The following is a 15878-nucleotide window of genomic DNA, read 5'->3' on the forward strand; positions in this document are numbered from 1 at the left end:
CAAGACAAAACCCGGCAGGGAAAACCTGCCGGGTTTTGTCTTGTCAGAGCCGGTTTACTTTTCGGTGGTCTTGGTCAGCACCATCACGCCGACCTTTTCTGCCTGATCGTTCTGCGGGCTCAGGGTGAGGGTGTCGCCGCTGCGCTCGGCGTCGTACTTCAGGTCCTGGTGGGTCAGCGGATCCTCGAGCTTGAACTCCTTGTCGTCGCGCAGGCAGTTCGCCTCGTTGGTTTCACCGTCGGTCTCGGTCATCTGCCAGTCGCAGTCCTTGCCGTCGATAGTGATGGTGGCGTGGCCGCCGCCTTTGCCTTCCTGGGTCGCGGTGATGTCGCCGGTCCATTCGCCGTCGAAGTCACCCTTCTGGCCGCAGCCGGTCAAAAGCGCGCCGGAGGCGAGAACAGTTCCTACAAGTGCAATCGTTTTCTTCATAAGCACACTGTAACGAATTGCGTCACTTCAGCGCCGCTATGTGCGGGGCGAGCGCGCGTAGCGCCTTGCCGCGGTGGGAGCGCGCATTCTTCTCCTCAGGCGTCAGCTCTGCGGAGGAGCGGCCGTCGGCATCGGCGGGTGCAAACAGCGGGTCGTAGCCGAAGCCGTTCTCGCCGCGGGGCTCGCGCAGCAGCTCGCCCTCCCAGCGGCCCTCGGCTGTGAACTCCTGCCCGTCCGGGGAGGCCAGGGCGCAGCAGGACACAAACGCGGCGGCGCGCTCGTTGATGTCCGCCATCTGGGCGAGCAGCAGGTCGTTGTTGGCCTGGTCGTCGCCGTGGTTGCCGGACCAGCGGGCGGACAGTATGCCCGGCATGCCGTTGAGCGCCTTGATGGTCAGGCCAGAGTCGTCGGCCACGCACGGCAGGCCCGTGGCCTTTGCCCCGGCGCGGGCCTTGAGCAGGGCGTTGTCCACGAAAGTGAGGCCGTCTTCGACGGGGTCGGGGTACGACGGAGCGTCGTGAAGCGAAACAAGCTCCACCCCCTCGATGGCGAGCTCGCGCAACACCTGCTCAAGCTCACGCACCTTGCCTTGGTTCCTGGAAGCGACGAGGACCTTTACCATCCCAGCGCCGCCTTCTGCGCCGCGATGAGCTCCTCGCAGCCCTTGGCCGCGACATCCAGCATCTCGCCGAGCTGCTCGCGGCCGAACAGGCCATGCTCGCCGGTGCCCTGGATCTCCACGAAGTTGCCGCCCTCCTGCATGACCACGTTGAGGTCCACCTCGGCGCGGGAGTCCTCCTCGTAGGGCAGGTCCAGGCACACGTGGCCGTCGATGATGCCGGCGGATACGGCGGCAATCGGCTTGAGCAGCGGCTCGCCCGGGACCACGCCGCGCTCCTTGAGCACCGCGATGGCGTCCGCAAGCGCGACGTACGCGCCGGTAATCGAGGCGGTGCGGGTGCCGCCGTCGGCCTGGAGGACGTCGCAGTCGAGCTGGATGGTGTTCTCGCCGAGCTGGCTCAGATCCACCGCGGCGCGCAGGGAGCGGCCCACCAAGCGCGAGATCTCATGGGTGCGGCCCTTGACCTTGCCCTTCATGGACTCGCGCGGCATGCGCTCGTGGGTGGCGGACGGGAGCATGGCATATTCGGCGGTGAGCCAGCCCTCGCCGGAATCCTTCTTGAAGCGCGGCACGCCCTCCTCCACGGAGGCGGTGCACATGACGCGGGTGTTGCCGAACTCCACGAGCACACTGCCCGCCGGGTTGGAAGTGAAGCCGCGGGTGATGCGCACAGGGCGCAGTTGGTCGAAGGCGCGGCCGTCCAGGCGCGAAAAATCAGTCATGCGTCCAAGGGTAACGCAGTTCGGCAATGTCGATTCGTCGGATTGCTACGCTCAAAGCGTTTGATTGATCACGTTCGGAGGGCACCCATGTAGCTCCCCGAAATTTAGAAAACCGGCCCTGGACTGACCACCTGAAGTAGACGAGCGGAACCGGTCATTGTGCTGGTTAACTTAACACATTAAGTTGCCCTCACTGCCACTGCGCGCAACGCAGGCGGTTACGGCTCGAAGGTGGCGCCGGCCTTGCCCAGGATGATCTCGCCGTCAAACTCGGTGCGGGCAGCGGCGAGGACCTCCTCCGGGTCCGTCCACGGCTGGATGTGCACCAGCACCAGGGTCTTCACCCCTGCTTCGCGAGCGATGCGGCCAGCTTCCTTACCGGACAGGTGCATGCCCTCCGCCTTGCCTTCGGAGGTTGCGCCCCAGGCGGCTTCGCAGAGGAAGTAGTCGGCGTTGCGTGCGGCGTCGATGAGCGTTGGCGTGTACCCGGAGTCGCCGGAGAACGTGATGACCTTGCCGGCGGCGTCCTCGATGCGCAGCGCATGCGACTCTTGTGCCGGGTGGATCACGTCGAACGGCGTGATGGTCAGACCGCTGAGTTGCTCCGGCTGCCCGGCGCGCCAGGTGGTGAACTCGAAGGTGTCCGTAAAGTCGTCCTGCTCCCCCGGCGCGTCCGCGCTCATCCGCCCCAAGTGCTCCGGCGCGTACGAGGGGCCGATCAGCCGGTGGCGCTGCTGCGCCGGGGCCGAGGGGTGGTAACGGCGCCACACAAGCAGCGACGGGAAGTCCGAGCAGTGGTCGGCGTGAAGATGGCTGAAGATGACGTGCGCCGCAGACGGGTCGAACCGCTCCTGCATGGCGGCGAGCGCTCCCGGACCGAAGTCCATCACCACATCCGTTTCACCAGGCACGGAGATGACGTAGGAGGAAGCTGGGTTACCGGGCGCGGCCAGGCTCCCGGAGCACCCGAGGATGGTCAACTGCATGGAATCACTCTGCCATGAATGGGGCACATTTTCCTAGTGAATCCTTAAATTCTCCTAGTTGTGTGGCTGACCGAGCCTCATCCCCCAATTAGAGATCCAGCCCACTCAACCAGCATTACAGCTGGAAGGCGGGCTGAACTATTACCCCTGATCAAAACCGCACTCTGACCGGCTGTCAAGCCCTAATCGCGGCCCACGGCGTGCACCGGCGGGGCGAGGAAGCGCCGGGCGAGCGCGTCGAAGGTGTCGGGGTCGCCGGTGGATTCGAAGATGTGGGTGGGGGCGGCAGTGGCGCTATTAAGCATGTCGCCCTCCGTGAGCACCCGCAGCACATCCTTCGAGGTCTCCTCGGCGGAGGAGACGAGCGCGACCTCGTCGCCGATGGCCAGCTGGATCACGCCGGAGAGCAGCGGGTAGTGGGTGCAGCCGAGCACGAGCGTGTCCACGTCCGCGTCGCGCAGCGGCGCCAAATAGCCCCGGGCTACCTCGAGGACTTCCTTGCCGGAGGTCTTGCCCTGCTCCACAAACGGCACGAACTCCGGGCAGGCCTGGGCGGTGACCTCAAGGCCCGGGTGGATGGAAAACAGGTCCTGGTACGCGCCGGACTTCACGGTGCCTTCGGTGCCGATCACGCCGATTTTGTTGTTGCGCGTGGTGGCGATTGCGCGGCGCACGGCGGGCTGGATCACCTCGATGACGGGGATGTCGTAGCGCTCGCGGGCGTCGTGAAGGAACGCGGCGGTGGCGGTGTTGCAGGCGATGACCAGCATCTTGCAGCCGCGTTCCACCAGCTCGTCGGCGATGCGCTGCGAGTGCGCGCGCACGTCCGCGATCGGCTGCGGGCCATAGGGTCCGTGGGCGGTGTCGCCGATGTAGATCAGGGATTCGCCCGGCAGCTGGTCCATCACCGCGCGGGCGACGGTCAGGCCGCCGACGCCGGAATCGAAAAGTCCGATCGGTGCTGAGTTTGGGTTGCCGGCGAAAGTGTTCACGCCGGCAATCCTATCGCTGGCCAGGATTTTGCAACGAACGCGCTTTGGCCTCGCGCTTTGCCACCAGCTCTGGCGGGTCGTCGGAGGTGATCACCATGCCTGCGACCAGGCCGCCGATCGTGCCGAACAGGTGCGCCTGCCAGCTCACGCCCTCCGTGCCCGGAAGCAGCCCGAAGATCAGGCCGGAGTAGAAGAAGCCGAGGATAAGGCCGGTGATGATCTGGCTGATGGAGCGGTTGAAGAAGCCACGGATGATCAGATACGCAAGCCACCCGTACACCAGCCCGGAGGCGCCGATGTGGTTCGTGCCCACACCGCCGAGCAGCCAGGTGCCTAAGCCCCCGATGATCACCACGAACGTGGTGACCTCCCAGAACACACGCTTGCCGGAGTAGCCCACCAAGAACGCGAAGATCGCGCCCGGGATCGAGTTGGAAATGATGTGCTCCAGATTCGCGTGGAGCAGCGGAGAGGTGAAAATGAACGGCAGGGAGGACACGTCCAACGGGTGAATGCCAAACGCCTGCAGCCACGGGAACACCAGCTCCAGGATGAACACGACCCAGATGGTGGCGAGGAAGCCGCCGGCGAGCTTCAGGCCCGTTTGGCGCTGCGCCTTTCGCTTCGACACCCGTTTGGTTCCGGGGGTTTGGTTGTACTGGGGTTGGCCGAACTGGACTGGTTGGCCGTACTGTCCCTGCTGCTGCGGGGTCGCGTACGGGTTGTACGGCTGTGCAGGCTCGCCAAACGCCGGCTGCTGGCGCTCCGGGTGCGAGAACGGTCGCTGGAACGGCTTGCCGTAGCCCGGCTGCCCGGTCTGGCCGTAGCCCCAGCCCTCGGGGGTGTGGTTGTGTTCGCTCATCGTGGTTGGAGTCTAGCGGGTTCGCCGGATCCGGGCCGGGTGCGGCTGAGCGGTGGCGGACCGGAGGTCGTCGTAAAGCTGCGGGCGAAACCCCTAGCCCATGAGGGCTTCGAGGAGGGAGTCCTGGCAGAACGCGAGCCAGTCGATGAGGCGCTGGCGGTCCTCGCGCGCGGCCTCGCTGCCGGAGTCGTCCGCGGAGGCGTAGAGGCGCATGTCGTTGAGCGCGGCGATGAACTGGTGGGCCTCGTCCTCTTCGATGGTCACCTCGACGCCGCCGGTGGGACCGAGCGCGGTGTTGACCACCTGCAGGTTGATCAGCTTGGCCTTGATGATGTCGTTTTCGTGCAGGCTGCGAAGCAGGCCGTTGTCGCCGTCGAACTCCTCGTCGCCCTCGCGCTCGAAATTGGGCAAAAGGCGCGCCAGGCGCGGGTCCTCGGGTGCCTCGGTGTGGCCGGTAGCGACGCCGAGCATCTCCGCGAACTCGTCCTTCGGCGCGGACTGGGCACGCGCGATCAGCGCCTCGGACACGGTGGCGGTCAGGTCGCCGATGACCTCGCGCTCCATCGGGCCGAAAACGGTGGTGTATTTCGGCGTCGAGCGCATCAGTCCCTTCTTCTTACGCCACGGCTGCATCGATTCTCCCCTACCCTGCCTGCTGCATTGTGGCCCAAAGCCCCGCGGTATGCAGCTTCTTCACGTCGGTTTCCACCTTGTCCTTCTCGCCCGAGGAGACCACGGCTTTGCCCTCGGTGTGGACCTGCATCATCAGCTCTTGGGCGCGCTTGCGGTCGTAGCCCAGCACGGTCTGGAACACGTAGGTGACATAGCTCATCAGGTTGACCGGGTCGTCCCACACGATGCACAGCCAGGGCAGGTTCTCGCTCGTGGCCACGTCCACGTCGATGGCCTCGTCCAACTCCGGGGTTGCCAGCGGCGAACCCATGCGCTCCGCGCGGCTGGCCGCAGGAAAATCGGCTGAGGAAAACATGTGCACCACCTTACCTTCTCGTACCAGCAGGGTACGCTGTCTCACCATGAACGACACTCCCACCCACTCCACCGGCACGCGCGGCTCCACCGCGTTTTTCACGGACATGTACGAGCTGACCATGCTCGACGCCGCGATCAAGGACGGCACCGCGCAGCGCGACTGCGTCTTCGAGGTCTTCGGCCGCCGCATGCCCAACGAGCGCCGCTACGGCGTGGTCGCAGGCACTGAGCGGGTGCTCGACGCGATCACCAAGTTCCGCTTCACCCAAGACCAGCTGGATTCCGCGGACTTCCTCTCCCCTGAGGCGCGCGAGTACCTGGAAAACTACAGATTCTCCGGGCAGATCGACGGCTACCGCGAAGGCGAGCTGTACTTCCCGTACTCGCCGATTATGACGGTGCGCGGCACGTTCGCGGAGTGCGTGATCTTGGAGACGGTCCTTTTATCCATCCTCAACTCCGATTCCGCCGTGGCCTCGGCCGCGTCGCGCATGGTCTCGGCCGCGGACGGCCGCCCGATCATCGAGATGGGCTCGCGCCGCACCAACGAGCAGGCCGCCGTCTCCGCCGCGCGCGCGACCTACATCGCCGGCTTCAACGCCACCTCCAACATGGAGGCCTCCCTGCGCTACGGCATCCCCGCCTCCGGCACCTCCGCCCACTCCTGGACGCTGCTGCACGTGGACGAGGACGGCAACCCGGACGAGAAGGCCGCGTTCAAGGGCCAGATCGACTCCCTCGGCGTGGACACCACGCTGTTGGTGGACACCTTCGACATCACCAAGGGCGTGGAAAACGCGCTCGAGGTTGCCGGCACCGAGCTGGGTGCGGTGCGCATCGACTCCGGCGACCTGGGCATCGTCTCTAGGCGTGTGCGCAAGCAGCTGGACGAGGCCGGGGCTTTTAACACCCGCATCATCGTCTCGTCCGACCTGGACGAGTTCGCCATCGCCGGCCTGCGCGGCGACCCGGTGGACGGCTTCGGCGTGGGCACCTCCGTGGTCACCGGCTCCGGCGCCCCCACCGCGGGCCTGGTGTACAAGCTGGTGGAGGTGGACGGCCACCCGGTGGCCAAGCGCTCCTCCGGCAAGGTCACCTACGGCGGCGGCAAGTCCGCGCTTCGCGCCTACCGCTCCTCCGGCGTGGCGGTGGGCGAGGTGATCCACCCGCTCGGCGTGGAGGTGCCGCGCAAGCAGAACCTGGAGTACCGCCAGATGACGGTGCCGCTGATCCGCGACGGCGAAATCGTGGACGGCCAGCCGGGCATTGAGGAGATCCGCGAGCTGCACGCGGCCGCCCGCAAGACGCTGCCGTGGGAGGGCCTGGCCCTGTCGCGCGGCGAGGTGGCTATCCCGACGAAGTTCGTCGGCTTCCCGGAGCCCACCGAGTAGGCCGTGTCTGCAGACGAACCGCTCACCCAGTCCACCACCGACCTGCTCGCCGCCGCGGTCGAGTCCCTCGGCGGCTCGCGCCGCCCCGGCCAGGTCAAGATGGCCGAGGCGGTGACAAAAGCCCTCGACTCGGAGCGCCACCTGGCCGTGCAGGCGGGCACGGGCACCGGTAAGTCCCTGGCCTACCTCGTCCCCGCCATCCGGCACGCCCAGGCGCACGGCACCACCGTGGTGGTGTCGACGGCGACGATCGCGTTGCAGCGGCAGCTCGTCGATAGGGATCTGCCCCGTCTGGCGGACGCGCTCGAGCCGCTGCTGCCCGAGCGCCCCACCTTTGCCATCCAAAAGGGCCGCAACAACTACGTCTGCAAGCACAAGCTGATGCTTGACGACACACCTTCGGAGTCCCTCATCGAGGAAGAGGACCTGTCCTGGCTGGGCAAGCACGTCAAACGCGTGGCCGAGTGGGCGCAGGACACCGAGACCGGTGACCGCGACGATCTAGTCCCCGGCGTGCCGGACATGGCGTGGCGGCAGGTGTCCGTGACCTCCAACGAATGCCTCGGCGCGACGCGCTGCCCGCACGGCGAGGAGTGCTTCGCGGAGCTCGCGCGCGAGCGCACCAAGGACGCGGACATCGTGGTGACCAACCACGCGCTTTTGGCTATCGACGCCCTCGCGGACGTGGCCGTGCTGCCCGAGCACGACGCCGTGATCATCGACGAGGCCCACGAGCTCGACGGCCGCATCACCTCCGTGGCCACCAACGAGATCTCCGCGCGCGCCCTGGCGATGGCGGCCCGCCGCGCCGGCAAGCTGGGCGCGGAGCGCGACACGCTCGAAGGCGTCATCGACGACTTCACCGCCGCCATCGACCTGGAGGCCCCGGGACGCTGGGAGGTCATCTCAGAACCGGCCCGCGGCGCTTTCGCCGCGCTTCGCGACGCCCTGTGGAAGACCCGCACCGCCATCTCCGATGCCCCACCCGGCGAGTCCGAAAACGACCCGGAGAAGTTCGCCGAACGCGCCAACCTGCGCAACCACTTGGAGGACCTGCACGACGCGGTGGTGCGCATCCTCGAGGTCTTCGACGAGCCGGACCCCGCCAAGCACTCCGACGTGGTGTGGCTGACCCGTTCGGACCGTCACGGCGACTCCGTCTCGGTTGCTCCCCTGTCGGTGGCGGGCCTCTTGCACGAGCGGCTCTTCGGCGAGAAGACGGTGGTGCTCACCTCCGCCACGTTGACCGTGGGCGGCAACTTCAACGCCATGGCCGCCGCCTGGGGCCTGCCGCAGGGCACCTGGGACTCGCTGGACGCCGGCACGCCGTTCGACCCGCGCAAGTCCGGCATCCTCTACACCGCCCGCCACCTGCCCACCCCGGGCCGCGACGGGCTGTCCGCGGAGACACTCGACGAGATCGCCGAGCTGATCACCGCCGCCGGCGGGCGCACCCTCGGCCTGTTCTCCTCCCGCCGCGCCGCCGAACAGGCCGCCAAAGCCATGCGGGCGCGCCTTCCCTTCGACATCCTGCTCCAAGGCGAGGACTCCACCGGCACGCTGGTGGACACCTTCGCCAAAAACGAGAACTCCTGCCTGTTCGGCACACTCACCCTCTGGCAGGGCGTGGACGTGCCGGGCAGCGCCTGCTCGCTGGTGATCATCGACCGCATCCCCTTCGCCCGCCCCGACGATCCCCTCCTGCAGGCCCGCTCCAACGCAGCCGACGCCGCGGGCCGCTCCGGGTTCATGGAGGTTTCCGCCACGCACGCCTCCCTGCTCATGGCGCAGGGTGCGGGCAGGCTGTTGCGGTCTGTCGACGACCGCGGGGTCGTCGCCGTGCTAGACAACCGGTTGGTGACCAAGCGCTACGGCTCGTTCATCCGCCGCAGCCTCCCGGCGTTCTGGGACACCACAGACGCGGAAGTCGTGCGCGGGGCGTTGCGGAGGCTCGTCGCTAAGCAATAGCGAGCGCTGTGGTGGAACCGGGCGCGACCTCAGTAAAACCGGCGTCGCGCACCGCCACCGCACTCGCGCGCGCGGCGAGCTCCGCGAACTCCTCGCGGGGCAACTCGCGCACGTTTAGCGGGAAGCCCGCCTCGGCCCACTGCTGCACCCAGGAAGTGTCGCGCGCGGCCGCGAGCAGCATCGAGGCGTGGCCGGCCTGGGCCGCTGCCTTGCCCGCGGACATGTGCAGCGACGCGTCGAGAGCAATCAGCGGCACGTGCGGGTCGCGCGGGAGCACCTCCCCCGGCTCGATGTCCGTGCCTTTGATCTGCAGCTTCGCAATCGCGTGCGGGACGTCTGCAACCGCCGAGGGGACGAAGGCGCGCACGTTGCCGACGGTGACGCCGGGCAGCGCCTGCACGTCGTCCCAGGCCTTGTTGCGGGCGCGGCGGGCCACTTTGCGGATGCGGTGGGAGTACCAGGCGTCTACGGCGTCGCGCCAAAACCCGTCCTCTCCGGCGCGCGGGTCGAGGCACACGGCCACGGCGGCGCGGGCGGCATCTGCAAGCACCTGGTTTCGGCTCGGCGGGTCCTGCTTGGGCAGGTTGATGGCCATCTGCATCGCCTGCACCGTCTGCGGGTCGTCTGGGTCCTCGCTGCGGGCTTTGTAGTCGCACGAGACGCGCTCTGTAAGGAGCTGGTGGGCGGAGGCGATCATCTGCTCAGTCACCGGGGTCAGGGTACTCCTGAATGCCGTGGGCCTGAAACGACGAAAACCCCCGCCGAAGCGGGGGTTCGTTCAGGAGGCCGGTGTCCGGCGACTACTTGGAGTCGCGGTGGCCGGTGTGCGCCTCGCGGCGCAGGGTCTCCACCATGTGCGGGTAGTGCAGCTCGAACGCCGGGCGCTCGGAGCGGATACGCGGCAGGGCGGTGAAGTTGTGGCGCGGCGGCGGGCAGGAGGTTGCCCACTCCAAGGAGTTGCCGTAGCCCCACGGATCGTCGACGGTGACGATCTCGCCGTAGCGCCAGGACTTGAACACGTTCCAGATGAACGGCAGGAAGCCGATGCCCAGGATGAAGGCGCCAACCGTGGAGACCTGGTTCAGCAGCGTGAAGCCGTCGGTGTCCAGGTAGTCGGCGTAGCGGCGCGGCATGCCCATGTTGCCCAGCCAGTGCTGGACCAGGAAGGTCATGTTGAAGCCGACGACGGTGAACCAGAAGTGGATCTTGCCCAGCTTCTCGTCCAGCATGCGGCCGGTCATCTTCGGGAACCAGAAGTACACGCCAGCGGTGGAGGCGAACACCACGGTGCCGAACAGGGTGTAGTGGAAGTGCGCAACCACGAAGTAGGAGTCGTGCAGGTGGAAGTCCAGCGGCGGGGATGCCAGCATGATGCCGGTCAGGCCGCCGAAGAGGAAGGTGAACAGGAAGCCCGTTGCCCACAGCATCGGGGTCTCGAACGTGAGGTGGCCGTTCCACATCGTGCCCAGCCAGTTGAAGAACTTCACGCCGGTCGGGACCGAGATGAGGAAGGTCATGAAGGAGAAGAACGGCAGCAGGATCGCGCCGGTGGCGAACATGTGGTGCGCCCACACAGCCATGGACAGGCCGGCAATTGCCAGCGTTGCGAAGATCAGGCCGATGTAGCCGAAGACCGGCTTGCGGGAGAAGACCGGGACGATCTCAGAGATCACGCCGAAGAACGGCAGCGCCAGGACGTACACCTCGGGGTGGCCGAAGAACCAGAACAGGTGCTGCCACAGGATCGTGCCGCCGTTGGCGGTGTCGTAGATGTGGCCGCCCAGCAGACGGTCGTAGAGCACACCCATCGCCGCAGCGGTCAGCAGCGGGAAGATCATCAGGGCGATGATGGAGGTGACGAAGATGGTCCAGGTGAACGCCGGCAGACGGAACATGGTCATGCCCGGCGCACGCATCGTCAGCACCGTGGTGAGCATGTTCACCGCGGAGGCGATGGTGCCCACACCGGTGGCGCCCACGCCGACAACCCAGAGGTTGGCGGAGACGGACGGGGTGTGCACAGCGTCAGCCAGCGGCATGTACATGGTCCAACCGAAGTCGGCCGCGCCACCCGGGGTGATGAAGCCGAGGAGCATGGCGACAACGCCGACGGTGGTCACCCAGAAGCCGAACGCGTTCAGACGCGGGAAGGCCACGTCCGGCGCGCCGATCTGCAGCGGCAGCACATAGTTGGCGAAGCCCCAGACGATCGGGGTACCGAAAGCCAGCAGCATCACGGTGCCGTGCATGGTGAACAGCTGGTTGAACTGCTCGTTGGACAGGAACTGCAGGCCCGGGCTGAACAGCTCGGTGCGGATAAGCAGTGCCATCAGGCCGGCCACGAAGAACCAGACGAAGGACATGATGATGTACATGATGCCCAGTTCTTTGTGGTCAGTCGTGGTGAGTTGCTTGTAAATCTTCGAGCCCTTACGAGCGTTACCCGTCGGCTCGGGGCGTGTCGGCGGGACGTAATTATCCAGCCGCGGTGCCACAGCGGTCATCTGATCCTCCTGACTACGGCACCTGCACCCCGTCCAGCTCACGCCGGAATGGGCACAGATGCCACGAGTGATACCGGATCAGCATAACGTTCTGCACATTGATTTTCCAGCCTCCCGCAATGCTGCCCCCGTGCGGGGTCAGCGCCGACGACGGCCAGTCCGGGCTGTTACTGGTGAGGCGCAAGGGACCTAGACGGGAGGCAAGAAAAATCCCCGGCTCGCAAGCGCGAACCGGGGGCCACCGAAGGTGCGTCGTAAAGCTTGTGCCTAGAAGTCCCAGTCGTCGTCCTGGGTGTCCTCCGCGCGGCCGATGACGTAGGAGGAGCCGGAACCGGAGAAGAAGTCGTGGTTCTCGTCCGCGTTCGGCGACAGCGACGCCAGAATCGCCGGCGACACCTTCGTCTCATCCACCGGGAACAGGCCCTCGTAGCCGAGGTTGTTCAGCGCCTTGTTCGCGTTGTAGCGCAGGAAGCGCTTCACATCCTCGGTCCAGCCGAGCGCGTCGTAGATGTCCTCGGTGTACTGGTTCTCGTTTTCGTAGAGGTCGTAGAGCAGCTCGAAGGCGTAGTCCTTCAGCTCCTCCTTGCGCTCCTCGGACTCGTTTCGCAGCGCCACCTGGTACTTGTAGCCGATGTAGTAGCCGTGCACCGCCTCGTCGCGGATGATCAGGCGGATGATGTCCGCGGTGTTGGTCAGCTTGGAGTGCACCGACCAGTTCAGCGGCAGGTAGAAGCCCGAGTAGAACAGGAAGGACTCCAGCATCACGGAGGCGATCTTGCGCTTGAGCGGGTCGTCGCCCTCGTAGTAGCTCAGGATGATCTTCGCTTTGCGCTGCAGGTACTCGTTTTCCTCGGACCAGCGGAACGCGTCGTTAATTGCGGGCGTGTCCGCCAGCGTCATGAAGATGTTGGAGTAGGACTTCGCGTGCACCGACTCCATGAAAGCGATGTTGGTCAGCACCGCCTCCTCGTGCAGGGAGTTCGCGTCCGGCAGCAGCGAGACCGCACCGACGGTGCCCTGGATGGTGTCCAGCAGCGTCAGGCCGGTGAACACGCGCATCGTCGCCTGCTTTTCCTCGTCGTTGAGGGTGTTCCAGCTCGGGATGTCGTTGGACACCGGGATCTTCTCCGGGAGCCAGAAGTTGCCGGTCAGGCGATCCCACACTTCAAGGTCCTTGTCGTCCGGAACGCTGTTCCAGTTAATAGCCTTCACGGGCTTGTCGTGGGACTCGAGGTAACGCGCGTAATCGTCAGTCATGGCGACCATCCTACTTCGGTGTCAACCGGCTCGGGCGACGTCCTGCTCCCCGTGCGCGGACTGCCCACACGCAATGCATTAATGCTCTGTCCGCATGACATAAACTACTCGCAGATTGCTGCAATACATCATCTTTTAAAGGAGGTCGCGCCGTGACTACAAGCGGTCATCGGTCCTCTCAACCCCTGCTTTCCTCGATTCTGGACACGCTCGGCGAAGACATCGTCTCGGGCCGGCAGCCGGAGGGGCACACGTTCACGCTCCACGACCTGTCGGAGCGCTTCGGCATCTCCCGCACCGTGGCACGTGAGGCGATGCGCGCACTGGAGCAACTGGGGTTGGTCTCCTCCTCGCGCCGCGTGGGTTTGAAAGTGCTGCCGCAAAGCGAGTGGAACGTCTTCGACCACTCCATCATTTCCTGGCGGCTGCGCAGCGAGGAGCAACGTCCGGCGCAGTTGGCGTCGCTGCGGGAGCTTCGCGACGCCATCGAGCCTGCCGCCGCCCGCCTAGCCGCCACCAACGCGTCCCGCGAGCAGGCGCGCCGGCTGTGCCAGCTGGCGGACCAGATTGTGGAGCTGGCAGGGCAAGACGCCGGCAATTCCGAGGCGTTCCAGGAAGCGGACCTGGAGTTCCACGGCCTGATGCTCGAGGCGTCCGGCAACGAGATGTTCGTGGCGCTGACCCCGCCGATCATGGACATCATGTCCGGCCGCGCGCTCTACGGCATCATGCCGGACGACCCGCACGTGGACACCATGCAGATCCACGTGGATCTCGCACAGGCCATTTCCTCCGGCGACGCGGATGCAGCAGAAGATGCTTCTCGACGCCTCCTCCGCGGCGTCAACGACTTCATGGAGATGTAGGCGCGTGGGATGATGCAGGAAAGTTCACGCGGCTGGCCCGCGTGAGTGAACTTTCTCGCACGGAGCGGGGCCGGCCGCTCATCTACGCTGGCCAGCCACGCTGGCCACAGCACCTACAGCATGCAGGAGACGCAGCCCTCGATCTCGGTGCCTTCCAGCGCCATCTGGCGCAGGCGGATGTAGTACAGGGTCTTGACACCCTTCTTCCACGCGTAGATCTGCGCGCGGTTGATGTCGCGGGTGGTCACCGTGTCCTTGAAGAACAGCGTCAACGACAGGCCCTGGTCGACGTACTTCGTGGCCACCGCGTAAGTGTCGATGATCTTCTCGTAGCCGATCTCGTAGGCGTCCTTGAAGTAGTCGATGTTCTCGTTGTCCATGTGCGGCGCCGGGTAGTAGACGCGGCCGATCTTGCCTTCCTTGCGGATCTCAATCTTGGAGGCGATCGGGTGGATCGAGGACGTGGAGTTGTTGATGTAGGAGATCGAGCCGGTCGGCGGCACCGCCTGCAGGTAGCGGTTGTAAATGCCGTCGCGGGCGACGTCCTCCTTCAACTGCGCCCACTCCTCGGCCGTCGGCACGGCGATGTCGGAGTTGGCAAACAGCTCCTTGACCTTGTCGGTCTTCGGCTGGAAGTCCGCCGGGTCGTAGCGATCGAAGAACTCGCCGGTGGCGTACTCGGACTTGGCAAAGTCCGCGAACGCGATGCCCTTCTCCACGGCGATCTTGTGGGAGGCGCGCAGGCACTGGTACATCACGGCGGCGAAGTAGGCGTTGGTGAAGTCCAGGCCTTCCTCGGAGCCGTACTCGATGTGCTCGCGGCCGAGGTAGCCGTGCAGGTTCATCTGTCCCAGGCCGATGGCGTGGGAGGCGTCGTTGCCGTCGCGCACCGGCGGCACGGAGTCGATGGAGGTCTTGTCCGCCACGGCGGTCAGCGCGCGGATGGCGGACTCGACGGTGCGGGCGAAGTTGTCGGAGTCCATGGCCATCGCGATGTTCAGCGAGCCGAGGTTGCAGGAGATGTCGTGGCCGGTCTCGGCGTAGGTCAGGTCGTCGTTGAGCACGGACGGCGAGTTGACCTGGAGGATCTCCGAGCACAGGTTGGACATGTTGATGCGGCCGGTCTTCACCGGGTTCGCGCGGTTGGCCGTGTCCTCGAACATGATGTACGGGTAGCCGGACTCGAACTGGATCTCGGCGATGGTCTGGAAGAACGCGCGCGCGGAGATCTTGGACTTGCGGATGCGCGGGTCCTCCACCATCTCCTCGTACTTCTCGGTCACGGAGATGTCCGCGAACGGCACGCCGTAGACGCGCTCGACGTCGTACGGGGAGAACAGGTACATGTCGTCGTTGCGCTTGGCCAGCTCGAAGGTGATGTCCGGGATGACGATGCCGAGCGAGAGGGTCTTGATGCGGATCTTCTCGTCCGCGTTCTCGCGCTTGGTGTCCAAGAAGCGCATGATGTCCGGGTGGTGTGCGTTGAGGTACACCGCACCGGCGCCCTGGCGCGCGCCGAGCTGGTTGGCGTAGGAGAAGGAGTCTTCCAAAAGCTTCATCACGGGGATGACGCCGGAGGACTGGTTCTCGATGTGCTTGATCGGCGCGCCGGATTCACGGATGTTGGAAAGCAGCAGCGCCACGCCGCCGCCGCGCTTGGACAGCTGCAGCGAGGAGTTGATGGCGCGGCCGATGGACTCCATGTTGTCCTCGATGCGCAGCAGGAAGCAGGACACCAGTTCGCCGCGCTGCGCCTTTCCGGCGTTCAAGAACGTCGGGGTGGCTGGCTGGAAGCGGCCGGTCATGATTTCGTCCACGAGCGCGAATGCGAGTTCCTCATTGCCGTCGGCGAGGAAGAGCGCCGTCATGGCCACGCGGTCTTCGAAGCGCTCGAGGTAGCGGCGTCCGTCGAAGGTTTTCAGCGTGTAGGAGGTGTAGTACTTGTACGCGCCGAGGAAGGACTTGAAGCGGAACTTGTAGGAGTACGCGCGCTTGAACGTGTCCTTAATAAAGGTCCAGTCGTACTTCTCAATGGTGTCCGGCTCGTAGTACTTGTTGGTGACCAGGTAGTCGATCTTTTCTTCCAGGTCGTGGAAGTAGACGGTGTTCTGGTTGACGTGCTGGAGGAAGAACTGGTTGGCGGCCTCGCGGTCCTTGTCAAACTGGATCTGGCCGTTTTCGTCGTAGAGGTTCAAAAGCGCGTTGAGCGCGTGGTAATCCAGCTGGTCGCTTGTATTGACCGGCTCCGGGACATTCTTACCGACAGTCTGGGTAGTCACATCGCGTCCT

General features: G+C 65.5%; 15 protein-coding genes. 3 read left to right on the forward strand and 12 right to left on the reverse strand.

From position 1 onward, the window contains the following. Positions 1–54 precede the first annotated feature (54 nt). From lptM to clpS, 8 genes are all read right to left on the reverse strand, one after another. Positions 55–429 (reverse strand): LPS translocon maturation chaperone LptM, encoded by a 375-nt coding sequence (gene lptM / locus H0193_RS05935; protein ID WP_181888985.1) that lies wholly within the window; start codon positions 427–429, stop codon positions 55–57. Positions 430–451: 22 nt separating this feature from the next. Continuing rightward, positions 452–1051, reverse strand: coding sequence for an RdgB/HAM1 family non-canonical purine NTP pyrophosphatase (rdgB, locus tag H0193_RS05940; protein WP_181888986.1), 600 nt, complete (start codon positions 1049–1051; stop codon positions 452–454). Further along, entirely contained in the window at positions 1045–1773 is a 729-nt protein-coding gene (rph, locus tag H0193_RS05945; protein WP_181888987.1) for a ribonuclease PH, read from the reverse strand. The genes rdgB and rph overlap by 7 nt, the downstream gene beginning before the upstream one ends. A 218-nt stretch (positions 1774–1991) precedes the next feature. Continuing rightward, positions 1992–2759: an MBL fold metallo-hydrolase gene (locus H0193_RS05950; protein WP_181888988.1), complete on the reverse strand. Its 768-nt coding sequence runs from the start codon at positions 2757–2759 to the stop codon at positions 1992–1994. A gap of 182 nt (positions 2760–2941) precedes the next feature. Then, entirely contained in the window at positions 2942–3751 is an 810-nt protein-coding gene (gene murI / locus H0193_RS05955) for a glutamate racemase (RefSeq protein ID WP_239356652.1), read from the reverse strand. 10 nt (positions 3752–3761) lie between these two features. Further along, positions 3762–4382 carry a rhomboid family intramembrane serine protease gene (locus tag H0193_RS05960; RefSeq protein ID WP_239356674.1) on the reverse strand — a complete coding sequence of 207 codons (621 nt, stop codon included), beginning with the start codon at positions 4380–4382 and terminating at the stop codon, positions 3762–3764. Positions 4383–4706: 324 nt separating this feature from the next. Continuing rightward, on the reverse strand, positions 4707–5246 hold the full coding sequence (locus H0193_RS05965; protein ID WP_181888990.1) for a DUF2017 domain-containing protein: 540 nt from the start codon (positions 5244–5246) through the stop codon (positions 4707–4709). Positions 5247–5256: 10 nt separating this feature from the next. After that, positions 5257–5556, reverse strand: coding sequence for an ATP-dependent Clp protease adapter ClpS (gene clpS, locus H0193_RS05970; protein ID WP_070475837.1), 300 nt, complete (start codon positions 5554–5556; stop codon positions 5257–5259). A 91-nt stretch (positions 5557–5647) separates the two neighbouring features. On the opposite strand from clpS, the gene H0193_RS05975 reads away from it, so the two are divergent. Together H0193_RS05975 and H0193_RS05980 are read left to right on the forward strand one after the other, a co-directional pair. After that, positions 5648–6994: a nicotinate phosphoribosyltransferase gene (locus tag H0193_RS05975; protein ID WP_181888991.1), complete on the forward strand. Its 1347-nt coding sequence runs from the start codon at positions 5648–5650 to the stop codon at positions 6992–6994. Between the two features lie 3 nt (positions 6995–6997). Further along, complete coding sequence (locus tag H0193_RS05980) at positions 6998–8962, forward strand: helicase C-terminal domain-containing protein (protein ID WP_181888992.1); 1965 nt, start codon at positions 6998–7000, stop codon at positions 8960–8962. On the opposite strand, the gene H0193_RS05985 is transcribed toward H0193_RS05980, so the two are convergent. From H0193_RS05985 to nrdF, 3 genes are all read right to left on the reverse strand, one after another. After that, entirely contained in the window at positions 8952–9659 is a 708-nt protein-coding gene (locus tag H0193_RS05985) for a peptidyl-tRNA hydrolase (protein WP_181889637.1), read from the reverse strand. The genes H0193_RS05980 and H0193_RS05985 overlap by 11 nt on opposite strands. Before the next feature lie 103 nt (positions 9660–9762). Beyond that, complete coding sequence (gene ctaD, locus H0193_RS05990; RefSeq protein WP_181888993.1) at positions 9763–11466, reverse strand: aa3-type cytochrome oxidase subunit I; 1704 nt, start codon at positions 11464–11466, stop codon at positions 9763–9765. A gap of 267 nt (positions 11467–11733) precedes the next feature. Beyond that, positions 11734–12723, reverse strand: coding sequence for a class 1b ribonucleoside-diphosphate reductase subunit beta (gene nrdF / locus H0193_RS05995; RefSeq protein WP_181888994.1), 990 nt, complete (start codon positions 12721–12723; stop codon positions 11734–11736). A gap of 152 nt (positions 12724–12875) precedes the next feature. Between nrdF and H0193_RS06000 the strand changes: the two genes are divergently transcribed. Then, positions 12876–13589: a FadR/GntR family transcriptional regulator gene (locus H0193_RS06000; protein ID WP_181888995.1), complete on the forward strand. Its 714-nt coding sequence runs from the start codon at positions 12876–12878 to the stop codon at positions 13587–13589. A 113-nt stretch (positions 13590–13702) separates the two neighbouring features. Here H0193_RS06000 and nrdE read toward each other — a convergent pair whose 3' ends face one another. Further along, a complete protein-coding gene (nrdE, locus tag H0193_RS06005; RefSeq protein ID WP_181888996.1) occupies positions 13703–15868 on the reverse strand; it encodes a class 1b ribonucleoside-diphosphate reductase subunit alpha in 2166 nt (721 codons plus the stop codon). Positions 15869–15878 lie beyond the last annotated feature (10 nt).

It is taken from the genome of Corynebacterium haematomassiliense, assembly GCF_013978595.1.
Classification (GTDB): Bacteria; Actinomycetota; Actinomycetes; order Mycobacteriales; family Mycobacteriaceae; genus Corynebacterium; species Corynebacterium lehmanniae.